The sequence below is a fragment of the Caballeronia sp. AZ7_KS35 genome, from assembly GCF_023631045.1.
Taxonomy (GTDB): Bacteria; Pseudomonadota; Gammaproteobacteria; order Burkholderiales; family Burkholderiaceae; genus Caballeronia; species Caballeronia zhejiangensis.
On record NZ_JALQDV010000001.1, the window covers coordinates 228,965 to 247,327 of the forward strand.

Genomic DNA, 18,363 nt, shown 5'->3' on the forward strand with positions numbered 1-18,363 from the left:
ATGCAGAAATCTCAGCGCGGGCGGCGCGAACTGTTAGGTCGATACGGGCGAATTACCAGTTGGGATGCGAGCGTGTCAGAGCGTGCAGACCGGCCTCGCGGTCGCCAACCGAGTCGCGGGAGTCACGCATCGATTCAGTTCGAGGGTGAGTTGACAGAAGCGGTAAATGATGTGACTCGGTTCATGATCCAAGTGTCGCCAACGGAGAAGCCGGACATTGGCAATACCGACGTGCCGAACGTTGGCGCATTCATATCGATCAAGCCAATCTTGCAGGGCGTAGTTGACATGACGGAGGGCCACTTTCACCAGTTGCTAACTCTCGCCGCGTCAGGCCGCTTGGCATGGTGCTTCGTCGCGTTCACAGTGCCGTATCGTCGGTCCGCTTTAATCGTCACTACCGATTTCAACACACGCCCGCCCGACGAGGAGACTTAACCGTTGTGCGGGGAACTCCCGTTCTGCCGACTACATGGTGGAGGCTACCTCCGTGTTCTCCGCAACGTTCATCCAAGCTTCATCGCCAGTTCGCACGCATCAATCGACACGTATCGTTGAAGCATATTCGCCGTTGTGTGACCCGAGATGGCGCGAAGTTCGAGAACCGAAAGGCCCTGCTTTGCCAACTTCGTCAGTGCGTCGTGTCTCAGATCGTGGAACGTGAAGTTGGTGATGCCCGCCCTCGTAACTGCTCGTTCATATGCCTGTTTCAAGGCTTCCATTGAAACCGGAAAAGCACGTCCATCAAGGCTACGAGGAAGCGCATCGAGCATGGCGGCGCATGCGGACGACAGCGGTATCCTTCGCGGTTGCCCGGTCTTCGTGACCCGTAGAACAGCCGTTCTGTTTTGCAGGTCCACATCGTCCCACGTCAACGCAAGAATTTCGCCGCGTCTGGCAGCGGTTTCGAGGGCGAACACGACCACCGGTCTGATCCAAGGGTTCTGGCACTGGTTGCAAGCGGCGATCAGCGCAGTCCTCTCGGACGCCGTCAGTACCCGATCTCGCGCCCTGCCGGATCGCGGCTTTCGGATGAGGCTGACAGGATTGCTTGGTAGACGAATTCCCCATTCGCGGATCGCGATGCTGAATACGTGTCCAAGAAGCTGTAGTTCTCGCAATGCAGTTCCTGACGACACCTCCGCAAGCCGAGCATCCCGCCACGATGCGACCATCTGTGGGGTAATGGTGTAGACCGAGTGCTTGGCGAGGCCCAATTTTTTGAAGGTTTCAATCCTGTAAGATTCGGCGCGACTGCCCCGCTTGCCGGTACTAACCTCCTTCGCATACCGATCAAGAAGTTCCGACAGCAGGACCTTCCGGTCGTCCGAAGTGTCCATCCATTGCCCGGCATCGATCAGCCGTTCTTGCTGTCTCGCCCATTTCTCCGCATCTTTCCGAAGCGCGAAAGACTTCGATTGGGTTTGATAACCCTGCCGCTTCACGATTGCCTGCCAGCGGTCGTTGCGTTGTCGAATCGTTGCCATCACTACTCCAAGGGTGACAGCAGGGTGACAAACCGGTTCAATGAGGACGGAAAAAACAGCTAACCCATTGATTTTTGGGGTAGCTCAGCTGGGAGAGCGTCGCGTTCGCAATGCGAAGGTCGGGAGTTCGATCCTCCTCCTCCCACCACGAATCCAAAGGGCCTGCCTCAAACCCCAGGCCCTTTCCCATTTCTGCACCCATCTGCACTTCCCCAACCGGCTAAACTGATCGCCATACAAAACATGCGAGGCCCGCATGCACTTCGAAATCCGCGAAATCGACCACGTCGTCATCCGCTGCGCCGATCTCGACCGCATGGTGGACTTCTATCGCGTCGTATTAGGTTGTCCGGTCGAGAAGGAGCAGCGCGATATCGGCCTCGTGCAGATGCGCGCGGGCCGTTCGCTGATCGATCTGCTGGCCGTCGGCGCGAAAATCGATCGGCCGGAGAGCGGTCAGCCCGGCGCGGGTCGCAATATGGATCATCTGTGCGTGCGCGTCGAACCGTTCGATGCCGACACGTTACGCGCGCATCTCGAAAAGCATGGCGCGCGCATCGGTGAAGAGGCGCGACGATACGGCGCCGAAGGCTTCGGCCCGTCGCTCTATTTCTTCGATCCGGAAGGCAACATGATCGAGTTCAAAGGTCCGCCCGACGTCTGATGTTCAGGCCGCGCCGTCCTTCAGAACGTTCCAGCGGATCGCGACGGCGTCGGCAGTCTCGCTGCCTAGCGTGACGTCGCCGTCCTGCACCATCATCTGCAAACGCATCGTCCGTTCGGCCAGCTTGCCGAGCGCTTCTGCGGTGCCATCCGCGAGCGACCGTACCGTCACGTTCTGCAACCGTTCGACCTTGCCCTTCACGCCGTTCCACCAGATATCCGCGGTCTTTCCCGCATACGCGATCACGATCACGCGCTCCGAGCGGCCACTCGCCTTCGAGATGCGCCGTTCGTCCGGCTGGCCGACTTCGATCCACGTCTGGATCTGTCCGGTGAGATCCTTTTGCCACAGATCGGGCTCATCCGTGTCGGACAAGCCTTTGCAGAATTCGAGACGCTCGTCGGCGAACATGCCGAACGCGGCGACGCGCACCATCATCCGTTCGTCCGTCTCCGAGGGATGGCGCGCAATGGTCAGGGAATGATCGCCGTAGTAGTGGCGATCCATGTCGGCAATTTGCAGGTCTGCCTTGTAGATCGTGGATTTGAGTGCCATTCAGCATCGGACGCCGGTCTTTCGGCCAGCGGAAAAGAATTGTCGAGATGGCGCGAGCGTTTGCGCGCCAAACCGACATTGTGCGGGGAATCGAAGGAAATTTGGAAGACGCCGACGCGCACGATCGTGCTTCGATCGCGGCGGAATGGATCGATGGCCTGTTGCCGACGATTAATTCACGGATAAATCCCGCTTCCGGCGCAATTCAATAATCGCGCCGGATCGTCGGCTGGATATTCTGCGAGGAACCGCTTATTGATCGATGAAACGATCCGCGGTCCACATACCTTGCGTGTCGCTATTTGAGGCGTTGACGAATTCGATGTCATGGCCCACCACGCGAATCACGCGAAAATGCGAATCGACCGGAGTCGAAATGCATTCGAAACCCTCGAAGAACTGCTGCATCTTCTGATGCTCGCCGGCTTTCGCGTGTTGATCGGCCGAATCGAACTTGTCCTTGGATAAGCAGCCATACGAGTTTGGCCTGAAAGTGAACGTCTGCTGAGGCTGAATAACGCCGTCCTGGGCTTGCGCTGCGGAAACGGTTGCAAACAAACCCATCATCGCGAAGAGAATACCGACGCGTCTTTTCATGTATAGCCCCCAAACGAAACCGTTTCGAAATTAGCTATGTATTTAAAAGCGGCTGACCGCAAAACTCATGCTAGTTGAGCGAGGCAAACTTGCAAGCATATGTTATGTGCGACCGCAACACGTCAGAATGTCGCAGGCGCTTTTCATGTGAAGCGGTGATTGAAATCCAGATAAAAATCGCGAAACGAAGCGCGAAAAGGAATGAAAGCTCGCTCTTATGCCGGAAGGACTGCGACAATTTGCCTCCCGCGCGCGCGTGGTGCGTTGCATTAGACGCACGTGAGACTGATCCAACACATAACGACCGATGCGCTCTGCGCGCGTCAAGATGGCCAATCGGCCTATTGCAAGCGTTCGGCGTTCATGGATAAATCGACGCATCGAACTCTGGAGATCAAGCATGACCCTTGCCCAATGGCTGCCGTTCGCGATCGCGTCGGCGATCCTCGTCGCAATTCCCGGCCCAACCGTGCTGCTCGTCGTGTCCTACGCGCTCGGCCACGGCCGCAAGTACGCATTCGCGACGACCATCGGCGTCGCGCTCGGCGACCTTACCGCGATGACCGCATCAATGCTCGGCCTCGGCGTGGTGCTGGCGGCATCGGCTGAATTGTTCATGGTCGTGAAGTGGATCGGCGCGGCGTATCTCGTGTACCTCGGCATCAAGCTTTGGCGCGCGCCGGTGGTCGATACGGACGCGGTCCAGCCTACCGGCGAACTGCGCACGAGCCGAATCATGGCCCACGCATACGCCGTTACGACGTTGAACCCGAAGAGCATCATTTTCTTTGTCGCGTTCGTGCCGCAATTCGTCGATCCGCACGCGGCGAGCGTGTCGCAGATCGCGATTCTCGAAGCAACCTTCGTCGGACTGGCGGCCGCCAACGCGTTCGCCTACGCGCTGCTCGCGTCCGGCGCGCGCAAGGCGATCCGCAAGGCTTCCGTGCAGCGCGCGGTGAACCGCACCGGCGGCGCGCTCCTGATGGGCGCGGGCATTTTCGCCGCGGCATGGAAAAAAGCAGCATGAGTCAGCCGGACGATTGGACCGCAAGCGCGCGGCGCGTGTATTTCGGCCTGCTCGACGACTGGAACAGGCAGGACGCGGCCGCGATGGCGGCGCGCTTCACGGAGCGCGGCAGTCTTGTCGGTTTCGACGGCAGCGCCATCGACGGGCGCGCCTGCATCGAGGCGCATCTTCAGCCGATATTCGCCCAGCATCCGACGCCGCGTTTCGTCGCGAAGGTGCGCGAGGTGAGGCGCATGGCGAACGGGCAGACGTTGCTGCTGCGTGCCGTCGCGGGCATGTGGCCGCGCGGCGCGACGGCGCTCGAGCCGAGTCTGAGCGCGGTTCAGACGATGGTGCTGTCGCTTTGCGATGGCGTGTACCGGATCGAGATGTTCCAGAACACGCCTGCCGCGTTTCACGGACGGCCGGAAGAAAGCGAAAAGCTCAGCGTGGAATTGCGCGAGCTCGGCAAACCGGCGGGCGCGTAGTTATTTGGACGTCTACTTTCCGATGCAGAAGCGGCTAAAAATCACGCCGAGCAAGTCATCGGAAGTGAATTCGCCCGTGATCGCGTTGAGATCGTCTTGCGCGAGCCGCAGTTCTTCCGCGAAAAGATCGAGCACTTGCGACTGTTGATCGGCATGTCCGGCGGCGAGCGCGAGATGTTCCCGCGCCTCGCGCAGCGCGATCAGATGACGCTCGCGGGCGAGATACACGCTCTCTGCGCCCGCTTGCCAGCCCGCGATCTTCAGCAGCTCGTCGCGCAGCAGCGAAATGCCATCGCCGGTTTTCGCCGACAGATTGACTTCGCGCGCGTGACCTTCCGCATCGCGCACAGATGACGGCGCGCCCGCGAGGTCTGTCTTGTTCATCACTCGCACGACGGGCACGCCAGCCGGAAAGCGCGCCGCGATGGCCTGATCTTCCGGCGTCACGCCTTCGCGCGCATCGAGCAGATGCAGCACGACATCAGCGCGCTCGATTTCGCCCCACGTGCGCTCGATGCCAATGCGCTCCACCTCGTCCTGCGTCTCGCGCAGCCCCGCCGTGTCGATGATGTGCAGCGGAATGCCTTCGACCTGAATCGTCTGCGCGACCTTGTCGCGCGTCGTTCCGGCAATCGGCGTGACGATCGCCAGTTCCGCGCCCGCGAGCGCATTCAGCAGCGACGACTTGCCCACGTTCGGCTGGCCCGCGAGCACGACCGACAAACCCTCGCGCAAAAGCGCGCCCTGACGCGCGTCGGCGAGAACCGTGTCGAGCCGCTCGCGGATGCGCGCGAGCTTCCCGCGCGCGTCCGCGGCTTCGAGAAAGTCGATCTCTTCCTCGGGAAAATCCAGCGTCGCTTCGACGAGCATGCGCAGCGTAATCACGTCTTCGACCAGCGCATGGATCTCGCGCGAGAACGCGCCTTCCAGCGAACGCCCGGCCGAGCGCGCGGCGGCTTCGGTGCTCGCTTCGATCAGATCGGCGACGGCCTCCGCCTGCGCCAGATCGAGCTTGTCGTTGAGAAACGCGCGTCGCGTGAATTCACCCGGCTCGGCGAGCCGCAGGCCGAAATCGCGGCCGGCTTCGATCGCCCGTTGCAGGACGAGTTGCAGCACGATCGGGCCGCCGTGTCCTTGCAACTCCAGCACATGCTCGCCGGTGTAGGAGTTGGGCGCGGGGAAATAGAGCGCGATGCCGCGGTCGAGCGCTTCGCCGTTGCCGTCGCTAAACGGCACGTAGCTCGCATGACGCGGCGCGAGCGCCTGGCCGCACAACGCGTGCATCGCCTTTTGCGCGGCGGCCTCGCCTGCGCGACCGAACGACAGCCGCACGACGCCGATCCCGCCACGCCCCGGTGCGGTGGCGATTGCGACGATTGGATCGGTGTCGTTGCTCAGCATGTCGATGCGCAATGTGATGGTTTCAAAGTGCGGGCATTGTATCGCGGCGTCTGATTCCCTTTGTCCAGCGCTGTCGGAAGCGTCCCGTATGAATTATCTTTTTTGAGATAGAGGATCCCAACGAAACGGAAAGCGAAATTTCGTGCATTGAAGAACGCAAGCCGCGCAGCGATTGGCGATATGATGCAAGCTCGCTGCCAAACGGCAATCAACAACAACACTTAATCAAGATAAAGAGGCGCAGCCTCGCGCCAAAAGTAGCGCAATTGGTTGACTGGTAAGCAGCGATTGCCTCGCACAATCCAGCCCATGCCTACACCACAAGAAAAGGCCGATTTCTCCGAGCGGCTCAAATTCTCGATGACCCGCGCACCCGAAAAGATGCGCGGAGCGACTGATCTCGCATTGCACTTCAACCTGCGCTATCAAGGCGAGCCCGTTTCGCCGCAGACGGCGCACAAGTGGCTCACCGCGCGTTCGATCCCGACCGCCGACAAGCTGAAGACGCTCGCCGACTGGTTCAAGGTCGACCAGCACTGGCTGCACTACGGGCCGCCGCCGAGCGGCAATCCGCAGGTCACGCCGAAGCCGCTTGCGCGCGACGAGCAATATCCCGCGTCCGAGGAGACGCTCGAACTGGCGACGAAGATCGAAGCGCTGTCGCCGCATCATCGATACTTGCTCGAGGAGCTCGTCGAGCAGTTCTACGGATCGATGAAGCGGTAAATTCCCACTCCACCAAAACAAAACGCCCGGCCAGAGCCGGGCGTTTTCGCATCAGAAGCAGACGCAGCGCTTACGCCGCCTTCTTACTCTTTCCCATCATGCGCGTGATGTAGTACTGCTGCGCGATCGACAGCACGTTGTTCACCACGTAGTACAGCACGAGACCGGCCGGGAAGAAGAAGAACATGACCGAGAACGCGATCGGCATGAACATCATCATCTTGGCCTGAACGGGGTCCGGCGGCGTGGGGTTCAGCTTCGTCTGCAGGAACATCGAGACGGCCATCAGCACCGGCAGGATGAAATACGGGTCTTGCTGCGACAGATCGTGAATCCAGCCGATCCACGGCGCGCCGCGCATTTCCACCGACGACAGCAGCACCCAGTACAGCGAGATGAACACCGGAATCTGCACGACGACCGGCAGACAGCCGCCGAACGGATTGACCTTCTCGGTCTTGTACAGCGACATCAGTTCGGCGTTCATCTTCTGCGGATCGCTCTTGAAGCGCTCGCGAATCTGCTGCATGCGCGGCGTGATTTCCTTCATGCGCGCCATCGACTTGTAGCTCGCCGCCGACAGCGGGAAGAACACGGCCTTGATGAGCAGCGTGAGCAGCACGATCGCCCAGCCCCAGTTGCCGACGTAGCTGTGAATTTTCTCGAGCAGCCAGAAGAGCGGCTTGGCGATGATCGTCACCATGCCGTAATCCTTCACCAGCTCCAGACCCGGCGCGATGCCTTCGAGCATGCGCTCTTCTTCCGGACCGGCGAAGAGACGCGCATCGACGTTCACGGTCTGTCCCGGCGCGATGGTCTGCGCGGGCATCGTCACGCCGACGCGGTACAGGTCCGGGTCGATCTTCTGCACGTAGATGTCGCGCTTCACGCCTTGCTGCGGAATCCACGCGGACGCGAAATAGTGCTGCACCATCGCGATCCAGCCGTTATCCGACGAGGTCTCGAACGTTGCCTTGTTCTTGTCGATGTCGGAGAAGTCGATCTTCTGGAAGTGCTTCTGATCCGTGTAGACCGCCGGCCCGATGAAGGTATGCGAGAAGCGCGGCGTCTCGACCGGCGTGTTGTCGCGCACGAGCTCCATGTAGAGCTTCGGCGTGACCGGCGCGGTGCCCACGTTCTCGATCTTCGTATCGACGTTGATCACATAGCTGCCGCGCGTGAACGTGTAGGTCTTGATGACCTTCACGCCACCCTTCGCGGGCGATTCGAACGCGATCTTCAGCGTCTTTTCGTCGCCCGTCAGCGAAGTCTGGCCGGGAACGGGCGTGAAGATGTCGTTGTGATTCGGGAAATCGCCGCCGAGCAGGCCCGTGCGCGCGAGATACGTGTGGTTCGCGGTGTGATCGAACAGCGTGATGTAAAGGTCCGGCTGCTTGCCGTCGCCTTCCTTGACCAGCGAAAGCTTGGAGAGCGTGCCGCCGCGCGTGTCGATTTCACCGGAATACACGTCCGTCGTGAACTTGACGAGCTGCGATTGCGCCGTGGCGGGCGGCGTCGTCGATCCGGGAGCGGCCGTGCCCGCGGGCGCGTTCGGCAGTTCGGACGGCTGCGCGCCGGATGCGGCCGAGCCCGGTGCCGGGTTGCTGGCGGTCTTCGCCGGTTGCGTCGCGCTCGGGAAGAACATCGACGGGCGCCCATGGTCGCGTTGCCAGTTGTCGAACAGCAGGACAACTGACACGAAGAAGATGACCCATAGGACGGTGCGTTTGATATCCATGCGTTGTCTCAGTGTCGATCGGAAAGCGCTTTAGCGCCGTTTGGTGTTGAAAGCTTGTCTTGCCCGGGGCTTGTGGCGTCCGCGCCAGATTCTTGTGCGTTGGGAGGCGGCACGAGATCGACGCCGCCCGCCGAAAGAGGATGGCAGCGGCAAAGCCGCTTCACGGCGAGATACGTGCCATGCGCGGCGCCATGATACTGGATTGCCTCGCGCGCGTAGTCGGAACAGGAAGGATAAAAGCGGCACCGGTTGCCGAGCAGAGGGCTCACAGCAACCTTGTAGAAGCGCAACAACGCGATGAGTGCCGTTTGCATAAGCTTCGCGCCGCGCGCCGGACTTGCCGTGGAGGCGAGTCTGCGCAATCCGCGCTTCATGACCCTGACGGGCCGGATGATTCGTCGACGGCGGGCGCCTCGGGCGGCGCCGCCACGGTTTCGGCCCTGCGGCGCGCGGCTTCGCGCACGGCACGGTCGAACAAAGTTTCCAGCTCGCTGCCGACGAGCGCCCGAAGCGGCGGGGAGCTCGCGCTCGGCATTGCCTTGCGGTCGATCTTCGCGTGCAGCCGCACGAGAATGTCGAATCCGTCCAACTGCGTGCGACGCAGCCGGAACGCATCGCGCGCAAGCCGTTTGATCAGATTGCGCGTGACGGCGCGCGGCGCCTGCTTCTTGCCGATCACCAGCCCGAGCCGCGCTTCCTTTCCGGACGGCTTGCCGTACAGAACGAAATGCGGCGAACGGCGCCAGGGGCGCAAACGAAAAACGGATGAGAACTCATCCGTTTTCAGCAGCCTTGCGGCCTTGGGGAACGCGGCCTGCGCCGGCAACTGAACGATGTCCTGTCTCAAGACTTCTATGCGGCGCGTGAGCGGCTCGCCGTCGAGTGCGACATCCAACCGCGAGCGAACACTCGGCAGACTTAGATGGCCAGGCGCTTGCGGCCCTTCGCGCGGCGAGCGTTGATGACCTTGCGGCCGCCAGCGGTCTTCATGCGAACGCGAAAGCCGTGGGTGCGCTTGCGACGGGTAACGGAAGGTTGGTAAGTACGTTTCATGGTGCTCTCACTTGAGTTGATTGACCGCGCGGGCTAAGGCTCCAGTGTGGTCACTGCAAGCGCGATGGCCGGAGGTTCAGGAATTCTGTTTTCGCGGAACCCGCTATTTAAACCGTTTTCCTATTGACCGTCAATAGTTTAGCGCCACCGAACGCGTATTCCGGCGCATTTCCACCGCGTCCGACGTGCTGATTTGACCCTGTGGATAACTCGCGCGCCACCCTCGTTTGGCGTTAGAATCTCGCCTTACTCCCAAATATCCGCCCGCTGCTTCGGCCCGCCGTCCGCCCGCAAACCCTTGCGGCGTAAGCCTCCGGAGCATCCCTGCTCGGCCGTGCCGGGACTTGTCCGAACGTTCGGCAAGCACGGCCCGCAGGTGCGGAGCAAACCATAACGACCGCATTCGATGAACGATTTCTGGGAACACTGTTCCGCACTGCTTGCGCGCGAACTCACGCCGCAGCAGTACGTCACGTGGATCAAGCCGCTGACCCCGGTCGACTTCGATGCCGGCGCGAACACCTTGCGCATCGCCGCTCCCAATCGCTTCAAGCTCGACTGGGTGAAGAGCCAGTTCTCGGGCCGCATCGCCGATGTGGCGCGCGACTTCTTCAGCGCGCCCATCGACGTGCAATTCGTCCTCGATCCAAAAGCGACCGCGCGCAACGCCATCGGCGGCGGACCGAATGCCGCGCCACGTCCGACCGCGAGCGCGCCCGTCGCGCCGCGCGCCCCGGCGCCGGCTGCGGCCGCGCCTCAGGCGCCGACGGTTGTTGCGCATGCGAACGCCACCGCGCACATCAACGCGCTCGCCGCAGAAGCGGCACAGCAGGCGCAAGCCACGCAGGAAGATCAGGCCGATCTCGACCTGCCGAGCCTCGACGCCAACGAAGCCGCTGCCGGCCGACGCACGTGGCGTCCGGGCGGCGCGCCTTCGGCCGCGGGTGAAAACGATTCCGCCTACGAGCGCTCGAAGCTGAATCCGGTGCTGACGTTCGACAACTTCGTCACCGGTAAGGCGAACCAGCTCGCGCGCGCGGCGGCCATTCAGGTCGCGGACAACCCCGGCATTTCGTACAACCCGCTCTTTCTGTATGGCGGCGTGGGTCTCGGCAAGACGCACCTGATTCACGCCATCGGCAATCAGTTGCTGATGGACAAGGCGGGCGCGCGCATCCGCTACATCCACGCTGAACAATACGTGTCCGATGTCGTGAAGGCGTACCAGCGCAAGGCGTTCGACGACTTCAAGCGCTATTACCACTCGCTCGATCTGCTGCTCATCGACGATATTCAGTTCTTCTCCGGCAAGTCGCGCACGCAGGAAGAGTTCTTCTACGCGTTCGAGGCGCTCGTCGCGAACAAGGCGCAGGTCATCATCACGAGCGACACGTATCCGAAGGAAATCTCCGGCATCGACGATCGCCTGATCTCGCGCTTCGACTCCGGTCTCACGGTCGCGATCGAGCCGCCCGAACTGGAAATGCGCGTCGCGATTCTGATGAGGAAGGCGCTGTCGGAAGGCGTGAGCCTGTCGGAGGACGTCGCGTTCTTCGTCGCGAAGCATCTGCGCTCGAACGTGCGCGAGCTCGAAGGCGCGCTGCGCAAGATCCTCGCGTATTCGAAGTTCCATGGCCGCGACATCACGATCGAACTGACCAAGGAAGCGCTCAAAGACCTGCTGACGGTGCAGAACCGGCAGATCTCGGTGGAGAACATCCAGAAGACGGTGGCCGATTTCTACAACATCAAGGTCGCCGACATGTATTCGAAAAAGAGGCCGGCTAACATTGCGCGCCCGCGCCAGATCGCGATGTATCTGGCGAAGGAACTGACGCAGAAGAGCCTGCCCGAGATCGGCGAACTGTTCGGCGGACGCGATCACACGACCGTGCTCCACGCGGTGCGCAAGATCGCGGCCGAGCGCGGCACCGATGCGCAGTTGAACCACGAACTGCACGTGCTCGAACAGACGCTGAAGGGCTAAGCGACCGATCGACGCTTTGCCAGGAACGCACGCGTCATTTATTGCGCCCGGCGGCCTGTTTTTTAACGAAAACGTCCCCATTTTTAGGGAGCGGTTCCGTTTTGAGGCACAATATAGGTTTAGCCGTCCGTGGCCTGGGCGGCATTCGAGCGCAGTTTTCGCGAGTGACCGGCGGGGGGCCGGCAACGCGTGTTACGAGGTTGTCCGTCGGGCAAATCTGGTGGCGAAACCGGCGGACAGGCCGTCACATCAACGAAGGAACTCTATGCAACTGGTCAAGACCGAACGAGATAATCTTCTAAGGCCGCTGCAAACCGTGAGCGGCATCGTAGAACGCCGCCATACGTTGCCGATCCTCGCGAATTTGCTCATCACCAAGAACGGCGCCGATGTGTCGTTCCTCTCGACCGACCTCGAACTCCAGATCACGACGCGCGCCGATTTCGGCGTCGGCAGCGATCAGGTCGCCACGACGGTCGCAGCGCGCAAGCTGCTCGACATTCTGCGCGCGATGCCTTCGGGCGAAGTCGTGCTCGACCTCTCCGACAAGCGTCTCACGGTGCGTTCGGGCAAGAGCCGCTTCGCGCTCCAGACGCTCGCCGCCGACGAATTTCCCACGGTCAACCAGGCTACTGACTTCGGCGCGAGCCTTTCGGTTCCGCAGAAGACGTTCCGCCAGTTGCTCGGCATGGTTTATTTCGCGATGGCCCAGCAGGACATCCGCTACTACCTGAACGGCATGCTGCTCGTGGTGGATGGCGACCAGCTGATGGCGGTCGCGACCGACGGCCACCGTCTCGCGTTCTCGTCGATGAAGATCGAAGGTTCGTTCCCGCGTCAGGAAGTCATCATTCCGCGCAAGACGATTCTCGAGTTGCAGCGCCTGCTCGAAGACATCGACGACTCGTTGAAGATCGACATCGCCGCGACGCAGGTGAAGTTCAGCTTCGGTCAGGTGGAACTGGTGTCGAAGCTCGTCGAGGGCAAGTTCCCCGACTTCCAGCGCGTGATTCCGAAGTCGCACAAGAACACGTTCGAGATCGGCCGCGAAGAGTTGCAGCGCTCGCTGCAGCGCGCGGCGATTCTCACGTCCGACAAGTTCAAGGGCGTGCGCTGCCTCGTCGAGCCGGGCCAGCTCAAGATCATGTCCACGAACGCGGACCAGGAAGAGGCGCAGGAAGAACTGGAAATCGCTTATCAGGGCGATTCCGTCGATATCGGATTCAACGTCACGTATCTGCTCGACGTGCTCGCGAATCTGAAGGTCGACACGCTCAAGGTGAGCCTTGGCGACGCCAATTCCAGCGCGCTCATCACGATTCCCGAGAACGAGGAATTCAAGTATGTGGTGATGCCGATGCGTATCTGACGCACGCAATACCGAGAACACTCCAAGGGGCGGCGCGCCCCTTTGGCGTTTTTAAGGTGTTTTGAAAAGTTCGAGCAGTAATCGCAGCGTTATCGAAGCAGTGTCGAAGCAGTGACGCAGAACCGGAAAAAATCCATGACTGAAAACACAAATTCGCAACCCGACAACAAGCCTGACAACAGCTACGGCGCATCGTCGATCCAGATCCTCGAGGGTCTGGAGGCCGTGCGCAAGCGGCCGGGCATGTATATCGGCGATACGTCGGATGGCACCGGTCTGCATCACCTCGTTTTCGAAGTGTTGGACAACTCCATCGACGAAGCGCTCGCCGGATATTGCGACGACATTCACGTCGTCATTCACGCGGACAACTCGATTTCCGTCACCGACAACGGCCGCGGCGTGCCCACGGGTCTGAAGCGCGACGACAAGCACGATCCGAAGCGTAGCGCCGCCGAAATCGTGATGACCGAGTTGCACGCGGGCGGCAAATTCGACCAGAACAGCTACAAGGTGTCGGGCGGCCTGCACGGCGTGGGCGTGTCGTGCGTGAACGCGCTGTCGGAATGGCTGCGCTTGACCGTGCGCCGCGACGGCAAGAAGCACTTCATGGAGTTCGCGCGCGGCGTCGTGCAGAACCGCGAGCTCGTCGAGGAAGACGGCGTGCAGTATTCGCCGATGCCGGTCGTCGGCGAAACGGAAAATCGCGGCACCGAAGTGCACTTTCTGGCGGACGCGACTATCTTCGGCAATGTCGAATTCCACTACGACATTCTCGCCAAGCGCATGCGCGAGCTTTCGTTCCTGAACAACGGCGTGCGGATTCGCTTGACGGATCAGCGCACCGGCAAGGAAGACGATTTCGCGTTCGCGGGCGGCGTGAAGGGTTTCGTCGAGTACATCAACAAGGCAAAGCAGGTGCTGCATCCGACCGTATTCCACGCGGTCGGCGAGCGCGAGAACGTAACCGTCGAAGTGGCGATGCAGTGGAACGACAGCTTCAACGAAAGCGTGCTGTGCTTCACTAACAACATTCCGCAGCGCGACGGCGGCACGCACTTGACGGGCCTACGCGCGGCGATGACGCGCGTCATCAACAAGTACATCACCGATAACGACATCGCGAAGAAGGCGAAGGTCGAGACCACCGGCGACGACATGCGCGAAGGTTTGTCGTGCGTGCTGTCGGTGAAGGTGCCGGAGCCGAAGTTCAGCTCGCAGACGAAGGACAAGCTCGTGTCGTCGGAAGTGCGCGCGCCGGTCGAGGAAATCGTCGCGAAGGCGCTGGAAGATTATCTGCAGGAAACGCCGAACGACGCGAAGATCATCACGGGCAAGATCGTCGATGCCGCGCGTGCTCGCGATGCCGCGCGCAAGGCGCGTGAGATGACGCGTCGCAAGGGCGTGCTCGACGGCATCGGTTTGCCGGGCAAGCTCGCGGATTGTCAGGAGAAGGATCCGGCGAAGTCCGAGATTTATATCGTCGAGGGCGACTCGGCGGGTGGATCGGCGAAGCAGGGACGCGACCGCAAGTTCCAGGCGATCCTGCCGCTGCGCGGCAAGGTGCTGAACGTCGAGAAGGCGCGCTTCGACAAACTGCTGTCTTCCGAGCAGATCGTGACGCTGGTGACGGCGCTCGGCTGCGGCATCGGCAAGGACGACTACAACCTCGACAAGCTGCGCTATCACCGCATCATCATCATGACCGATGCGGACGTCGACGGCGCGCATATCCGCACGCTGCTGCTCACGTTCTTCTATCGGCAGATGCCGGAGATCGTCGAGCGCGGGTACATCTATATCGCGCAGCCGCCGCTTTACAAGATCAAGGCGGGCAAGGACGAGCGCTATATGAAGGACGCGCACGAGCTCAATCAGCATATGTTGAAGCTGGCGTTGCAAGGGTCCGAACTCATCCCGAGCGAAGGCGCCGATCCGATTTCCGGCGATGCGTTGGGCGAGCTCGCGCGTGCTTATTTGCTGGCGCAGGCCGTCGTCGATCGTCTCAGCCGCATTTACGACGCGGCTTCGCTGGAGGCCGTGATGGACGGCGTGGTGATCGATCTGTCGTCGCAAGAAGCGGCGGAGGCATCGGCGAAGCGTCTGGAAGAGCGTCTGCGTGCCGACCCGCTGAAGCCGGAAGTGAGCGTCGAACCGGCTTACGATCAGGTGCGTGAGCTGCGCTCGCTGCATGTCAAGCGGCGTCATCATGGCAACGTGAAGGTCACGGTGTTCGACGAAGACCTGCAGCTGACCGCGGATTACAAGCAGCTCGTTTCGACGGCGGATACCTTCAAGGGCTTGATCGGCGAAGGCGCGTTGATCAAGCGCGGCGAGCGCTCGATGGCGGTGACGGATTTCAAGAGCGCGATGAAGTGGCTGATCGCGGATGCCGAGCGCAACGTTTCGAAGCAGCGCTATAAGGGCTTGGGCGAGATGAATCCCGAGCAGCTGTGGGAAACGACGATGGATCCGAACGTGCGGCGTTTGCTGCGCGTGCAGATCGAGGACGCGATCGCGGCGGATGGCATCTTTACGACGCTGATGGGTGATGATGTCGAGCCGCGTCGGGCGTTTATCGAGAATAACGCGCTGCGCGCGGGGAATATTGATGTTTGATTGCTGATTGTCTCTGCATCATCCAAACCCGTGTCCGCGCAAGCGGCACGGGTTTTTCTTTTCGCGCATCACGCGCTTTGCCGCAACGACAACCAAATCTCCGTCACCAGATCCCCCGGCGCGGTCTCCCTCGGATCATTCACATAAACCTCGAAAACCGGCGCCTCTCCGGTTTCACGCCCGGAGCGCGGCAACCATTCCCCATACAACCACTGATACGCAAAACAAAGCTGCGCATACGGCCCGATATGCGTGAGCACCGCAAACTCCCCACCCGCGACTTCCACGCGCGAAACCGGCGCTTCGAACTTCACATCGTCGGGGGAGAAGAGCTCACAACAAGCCATCGAGCGCAAATCGTCTTCGGCGACGGCGGAAGGATCATCGAAATAAATCCCGAGCGAGCGCGCCCGCGGATCGACCAGCCCGCGCACCGCGAGCCAGTGAAACAGCATCTCGAACCCCCGCCCGATATTCATGTACGACCCGCGATGCTCCATCGCCGCGACCGTAAATCCACGCTGACTACGAATATCGACCTGATGCATCGCCGTATCTCCTGATCGAACTTCATCCAAAGGAACGAATCTCGAAGCGCCGCCCTCACTGCGAAACTGCGCCGGCGGAATCCGATAACTCGCCTGAAACGCCCGCGAAAACGCCTGCACGCTGCTGTAACCCGCGTGTTCGGCGATCGAATCGATCGGCAGGGCGCCCTGCAAAAGCTCGTTCGACGCGCGATGCAGCCGCAAGCGTCGGACGGTCGCCGCCGCCGTCTCTCCATAAAACGCGTGATAAACCCGATGCCAGTGATACGGCGACAAACACGCCACGTCGGCGAGCCGATTGAGATCGAGCGCGTCGTCGAGATGATCGTGGATATACGCGACCACGCGCGCGAGCCGCGTCTCATAAGACTTTTCGCTCATCGCCAGCTCCGAAAGGAAAGAAAACTCGATGTCAGGAAACGTAGCACGACCCGCTTTAGCATTTCTTGCGGACTTGCGCCGACCGCGCCGCCACGAGACACGCGTACACTTTCGCCTTTGAGCGCACGAACGCGCCACGAACCGAGAAATACGAACATGTTCACCTGCCGAAACCAGTCCTGCGGCGCCGATTGGGCGCTGTCGGACGTCGATATTCACAACGAGGGCCAAGGCCTGCTGTTCCGCTGCCCGATGTGCGGCGCGCGCAACTACATCACGCGCCACGAGACCAAGGACGGCGACGTGACCTACGAGCAAGTCCAGGACATCACGCCGCACGGCAAGCGATAACCGACATGACCACCGACACCTCTTTCAGCAGCCTGCCGCTCTCGCCGGCGATGCAGTCGAATCTGCAGCAGCTCGGCTATCTGTCGATGACGCCGATCCAGGCCGCGAGCCTGCCGCCGGCGCTCGCGGGCCACGATCTCATCGCGCAGGCGAAAACGGGCAGCGGCAAGACCGCTGCTTTCACGCTGCCGCTGCTCGCCAAACTCGATGCGACCCGCTTCGCGGTGCAAGCGCTCGTTCTCTGTCCGACGCGCGAACTCGCCGATCAGGTCACGCAGGAAATCCGCCGCCTGGCGCGCGCGGAAGAGAACGTGAAAGTGCTGACGCTGTGCGGCGGCACGCCGATGCGCCCGCAGATCGCGAGTCTCGAGCACGGCGCGCATATCATCGTCGGCACGCCGGGACGCATCATGGATCACCTGCAGCGCGAGACGCTTTCGCTCGATGCGGTCCGCACGCTCGTCCTCGACGAAGCCGATCGCATGCTCGACATGGGCTTCTTCGACGATATCGCGTCGGTCGCGCGCCAATGCCCGAAAGATCGTCAGACGCTGCTCTTTTCGGCGACGTATCCGGAAGGCATCGCGAAACTGAGCCAGCAGTTCCTGCGCAATCCGCGCGAAATCAAGCTCAAGGAACAGCACAGCAACGCGAAGATCAAGCAGCGCTTCTATCAGGTCGAGGATCACGAGCGCCTGCATGCCGTCGGCTTGCTGCTCGATCACTATCGCCCGGTCAGTACGATCGCGTTCTGCAACACGAAGCAGCAATGCCGCGATCTGCTCGACGTTCTGTCCGCGCAAGGCTTCGAAGCGCTGACCTTGCACGGCGAACTGGAGCAGCGCGAGCGCGACCAGGTGCTCGTGCAGTTCGCGAATCGCAGTTGCTCGGTGCTCGTCGCCACCGATGTCGCCGCGCGCGGGCTCGACATCGCGCAACTGGAAGCGGTGATCAACGTCGATGTGACGCCGGACCCGGAAGTGCATGTGCATCGCATTGGCCGCACCGGTCGCGGCGATGAGGAAGGCTGGGCGCTGTCGCTCGCGAGCATGGACGAAATGGGGCGCGTCGGCGCGATCGAAGAGGCGCAGCGCGCGGAAGTGGAATGGCATCCGCTCGACGAACTGACGTCGGCGGAACCGGGTCATCTGAAGCCGCCGATGGCGACGCTGCAAATTCTCGGCGGCCGCAAGGACAAGATTCGCCCCGGCGACGTGCTCGGCGCGCTCACCGGCGAAGCGGGCTTCGACGGCAAGCAGATCGGCAAGATCAACGTGATGGACATGGTCACCTACGTGGCCGTCGAGCGAAAGGTCGCGGACGACGCCGTGCGCAAGTTGAGCGCGGGCAAGCTCAAAGGCCGCAAAGTGAAAGTGCGCCGGATGTGAGCGCG

The 18,363-nt window shown here is 61.3% G+C and carries 20 protein-coding genes and 1 tRNA gene; 12 read left to right on the forward strand and 9 right to left on the reverse strand.

The features are described 5' to 3' along the window. Positions 1–438, forward strand: a complete 438-nt coding sequence (locus NCT05_RS01095; protein WP_250501613.1) for a hypothetical protein — start codon at positions 1–3, stop codon at positions 436–438. 68 nt (positions 439–506) lie between these two features. On the opposite strand, the gene NCT05_RS01100 is transcribed toward NCT05_RS01095, so the two are convergent. Further along, complete coding sequence (locus NCT05_RS01100; RefSeq protein WP_250501614.1) at positions 507–1,487, reverse strand: integrase; 981 nt, start codon at positions 1,485–1,487, stop codon at positions 507–509. Between the two features lie 76 nt (positions 1,488–1,563). Here NCT05_RS01100 and NCT05_RS01105 point away from each other — a divergent pair. Further along, positions 1,564–1,635: transfer RNA gene (locus NCT05_RS01105), tRNA-Ala, on the forward strand. 108 nt (positions 1,636–1,743) lie between these two features. Next, entirely contained in the window at positions 1,744–2,151 is a 408-nt protein-coding gene (locus NCT05_RS01110) for a VOC family protein (protein ID WP_250459477.1), read from the forward strand. A 3-nt stretch (positions 2,152–2,154) separates the two neighbouring features. On the opposite strand, the gene NCT05_RS01115 is transcribed toward NCT05_RS01110, so the two are convergent. Next, a complete protein-coding gene (locus NCT05_RS01115; protein WP_250501615.1) occupies positions 2,155–2,706 on the reverse strand; it encodes a YaeQ family protein in 552 nt (183 codons plus the stop codon). Between NCT05_RS01115 and NCT05_RS01120 the strand changes: the two genes are divergently transcribed. Beyond that, a complete protein-coding gene (locus NCT05_RS01120) occupies positions 2,700–2,918 on the forward strand; it encodes a hypothetical protein (protein WP_250501616.1) in 219 nt (72 codons plus the stop codon). The two genes, NCT05_RS01115 and NCT05_RS01120, sit on opposite strands and share 7 nt — an antisense overlap. Before the next feature lie 40 nt (positions 2,919–2,958). Here the strand turns inward: NCT05_RS01120 and sap1 are convergent, their stop codons facing one another. Then, positions 2,959–3,303: a surface attachment protein Sap1 gene (gene sap1 / locus NCT05_RS01125; protein WP_008352233.1), complete on the reverse strand. Its 345-nt coding sequence runs from the start codon at positions 3,301–3,303 to the stop codon at positions 2,959–2,961. Positions 3,304–3,703: 400 nt separating this feature from the next. On the opposite strand from sap1, the gene NCT05_RS01130 reads away from it, so the two are divergent. Both NCT05_RS01130 and NCT05_RS01135 read left to right on the forward strand, forming a co-directional pair. Beyond that, positions 3,704–4,330: a LysE family translocator gene (locus NCT05_RS01130; protein WP_239294320.1), complete on the forward strand. Its 627-nt coding sequence runs from the start codon at positions 3,704–3,706 to the stop codon at positions 4,328–4,330. After that, positions 4,327–4,797: an SgcJ/EcaC family oxidoreductase gene (locus NCT05_RS01135; protein WP_175979695.1), complete on the forward strand. Its 471-nt coding sequence runs from the start codon at positions 4,327–4,329 to the stop codon at positions 4,795–4,797. The genes NCT05_RS01130 and NCT05_RS01135 overlap by 4 nt, the downstream gene beginning before the upstream one ends. A 12-nt stretch (positions 4,798–4,809) precedes the next feature. Here NCT05_RS01135 and mnmE read toward each other — a convergent pair whose 3' ends face one another. Further along, entirely contained in the window at positions 4,810–6,198 is a 1,389-nt protein-coding gene (gene mnmE / locus NCT05_RS01140; protein ID WP_008352230.1) for a tRNA uridine-5-carboxymethylaminomethyl(34) synthesis GTPase MnmE, read from the reverse strand. Positions 6,199–6,507: 309 nt separating this feature from the next. Between mnmE and NCT05_RS01145 the strand changes: the two genes are divergently transcribed. After that, the gene (locus NCT05_RS01145) at positions 6,508–6,924 is read left to right on the forward strand and encodes a transcriptional regulator (RefSeq protein WP_008352229.1); all 417 of its coding nucleotides are present in this window, start codon (positions 6,508–6,510) and stop codon (positions 6,922–6,924) included. 70 nt (positions 6,925–6,994) lie between these two features. On the opposite strand, the gene yidC is transcribed toward NCT05_RS01145, so the two are convergent. From yidC to rpmH, 4 genes are all read right to left on the reverse strand, one after another. Next, positions 6,995–8,662, reverse strand: coding sequence for a membrane protein insertase YidC (yidC, locus tag NCT05_RS01150; RefSeq protein ID WP_008352228.1), 1,668 nt, complete (start codon positions 8,660–8,662; stop codon positions 6,995–6,997). An 8-nt stretch (positions 8,663–8,670) separates the two neighbouring features. Beyond that, on the reverse strand, positions 8,671–8,976 hold the full coding sequence (yidD, locus tag NCT05_RS01155) for a membrane protein insertion efficiency factor YidD (RefSeq protein ID WP_250438780.1): 306 nt from the start codon (positions 8,974–8,976) through the stop codon (positions 8,671–8,673). A gap of 56 nt (positions 8,977–9,032) precedes the next feature. Next, entirely contained in the window at positions 9,033–9,497 is a 465-nt protein-coding gene (gene rnpA, locus NCT05_RS01160; protein ID WP_308196617.1) for a ribonuclease P protein component, read from the reverse strand. 83 nt (positions 9,498–9,580) lie between these two features. Then, complete coding sequence (gene rpmH, locus NCT05_RS01165) at positions 9,581–9,715, reverse strand: 50S ribosomal protein L34 (RefSeq protein WP_004198824.1); 135 nt, start codon at positions 9,713–9,715, stop codon at positions 9,581–9,583. Positions 9,716–10,121: 406 nt separating this feature from the next. Between rpmH and dnaA the strand changes: the two genes are divergently transcribed. The 3 genes from dnaA (at position 10,122) to gyrB (ending at position 15,690) form a co-directional block, all read left to right on the forward strand. Then, a complete protein-coding gene (gene dnaA / locus NCT05_RS01170; RefSeq protein ID WP_008352222.1) occupies positions 10,122–11,702 on the forward strand; it encodes a chromosomal replication initiator protein DnaA in 1,581 nt (526 codons plus the stop codon). Positions 11,703–11,967: 265 nt separating this feature from the next. Next, the gene (gene dnaN / locus NCT05_RS01175) at positions 11,968–13,071 is read left to right on the forward strand and encodes a DNA polymerase III subunit beta (RefSeq protein ID WP_008352220.1); all 1,104 of its coding nucleotides are present in this window, start codon (positions 11,968–11,970) and stop codon (positions 13,069–13,071) included. A gap of 135 nt (positions 13,072–13,206) precedes the next feature. Next, positions 13,207–15,690 (forward strand): DNA topoisomerase (ATP-hydrolyzing) subunit B, encoded by a 2,484-nt coding sequence (gene gyrB, locus NCT05_RS01180; RefSeq protein ID WP_008352217.1) that lies wholly within the window; start codon positions 13,207–13,209, stop codon positions 15,688–15,690. Positions 15,691–15,758: 68 nt separating this feature from the next. Here gyrB and NCT05_RS01185 read toward each other — a convergent pair whose 3' ends face one another. Beyond that, entirely contained in the window at positions 15,759–16,838 is a 1,080-nt protein-coding gene (locus NCT05_RS01185) for an AraC family transcriptional regulator (protein WP_350030070.1), read from the reverse strand. Between NCT05_RS01185 and NCT05_RS01190 the strand changes: the two genes are divergently transcribed. Both NCT05_RS01190 and dbpA read left to right on the forward strand, forming a co-directional pair. Next, positions 16,776–16,970, forward strand: a complete 195-nt coding sequence (locus tag NCT05_RS01190) for a hypothetical protein (protein WP_250501618.1) — start codon at positions 16,776–16,778, stop codon at positions 16,968–16,970. The two genes, NCT05_RS01185 and NCT05_RS01190, sit on opposite strands and share 63 nt — an antisense overlap. Positions 16,971–16,975: 5 nt before the next feature. Then, on the forward strand, positions 16,976–18,358 hold the full coding sequence (dbpA, locus tag NCT05_RS01195) for an ATP-dependent RNA helicase DbpA (RefSeq protein ID WP_034470302.1): 1,383 nt from the start codon (positions 16,976–16,978) through the stop codon (positions 18,356–18,358). Positions 18,359–18,363: the final 5 nt, after the last annotated feature.

Coding starts and splice junctions, on each gene's coding strand:
- NCT05_RS01095 (WP_250501613.1), top strand. CDS start 1: ATGCAGAAATCTCAGCGCGGGCGGCGCGAACTGTTAGGTCGATACGGG.
- NCT05_RS01100 (WP_250501614.1), bottom strand. CDS start 1,487: ATGGCAACGATTCGACAACGCAACGACCGCTGGCAGGCAATCGTGAAG.
- NCT05_RS01110 (WP_250459477.1), top strand. CDS start 1,744: ATGCACTTCGAAATCCGCGAAATCGACCACGTCGTCATCCGCTGCGCC.
- NCT05_RS01115 (WP_250501615.1), bottom strand. CDS start 2,706: ATGGCACTCAAATCCACGATCTACAAGGCAGACCTGCAAATTGCCGAC.
- sap1 (WP_008352233.1), bottom strand. CDS start 3,303: ATGAAAAGACGCGTCGGTATTCTCTTCGCGATGATGGGTTTGTTTGCA.
- NCT05_RS01130 (WP_239294320.1), top strand. CDS start 3,704: ATGACCCTTGCCCAATGGCTGCCGTTCGCGATCGCGTCGGCGATCCTC.
- NCT05_RS01135 (WP_175979695.1), top strand. CDS start 4,327: ATGAGTCAGCCGGACGATTGGACCGCAAGCGCGCGGCGCGTGTATTTC.
- mnmE (WP_008352230.1), bottom strand. CDS start 6,198: ATGCTGAGCAACGACACCGATCCAATCGTCGCAATCGCCACCGCACCG.
- NCT05_RS01145 (WP_008352229.1), top strand. CDS start 6,508: ATGCCTACACCACAAGAAAAGGCCGATTTCTCCGAGCGGCTCAAATTC.
- yidC (WP_008352228.1), bottom strand. CDS start 8,662: ATGGATATCAAACGCACCGTCCTATGGGTCATCTTCTTCGTGTCAGTT.
- yidD (WP_250438780.1), bottom strand. CDS start 8,976: ATGCAAACGGCACTCATCGCGTTGTTGCGCTTCTACAAGGTTGCTGTG.
- rpmH (WP_004198824.1), bottom strand. CDS start 9,715: ATGAAACGTACTTACCAACCTTCCGTTACCCGTCGCAAGCGCACCCAC.
- dnaA (WP_008352222.1), top strand. CDS start 10,122: ATGAACGATTTCTGGGAACACTGTTCCGCACTGCTTGCGCGCGAACTC.
- dnaN (WP_008352220.1), top strand. CDS start 11,968: ATGCAACTGGTCAAGACCGAACGAGATAATCTTCTAAGGCCGCTGCAA.
- gyrB (WP_008352217.1), top strand. CDS start 13,207: ATGACTGAAAACACAAATTCGCAACCCGACAACAAGCCTGACAACAGC.
- NCT05_RS01190 (WP_250501618.1), top strand. CDS start 16,776: ATGTTCACCTGCCGAAACCAGTCCTGCGGCGCCGATTGGGCGCTGTCG.
- dbpA (WP_034470302.1), top strand. CDS start 16,976: ATGACCACCGACACCTCTTTCAGCAGCCTGCCGCTCTCGCCGGCGATG.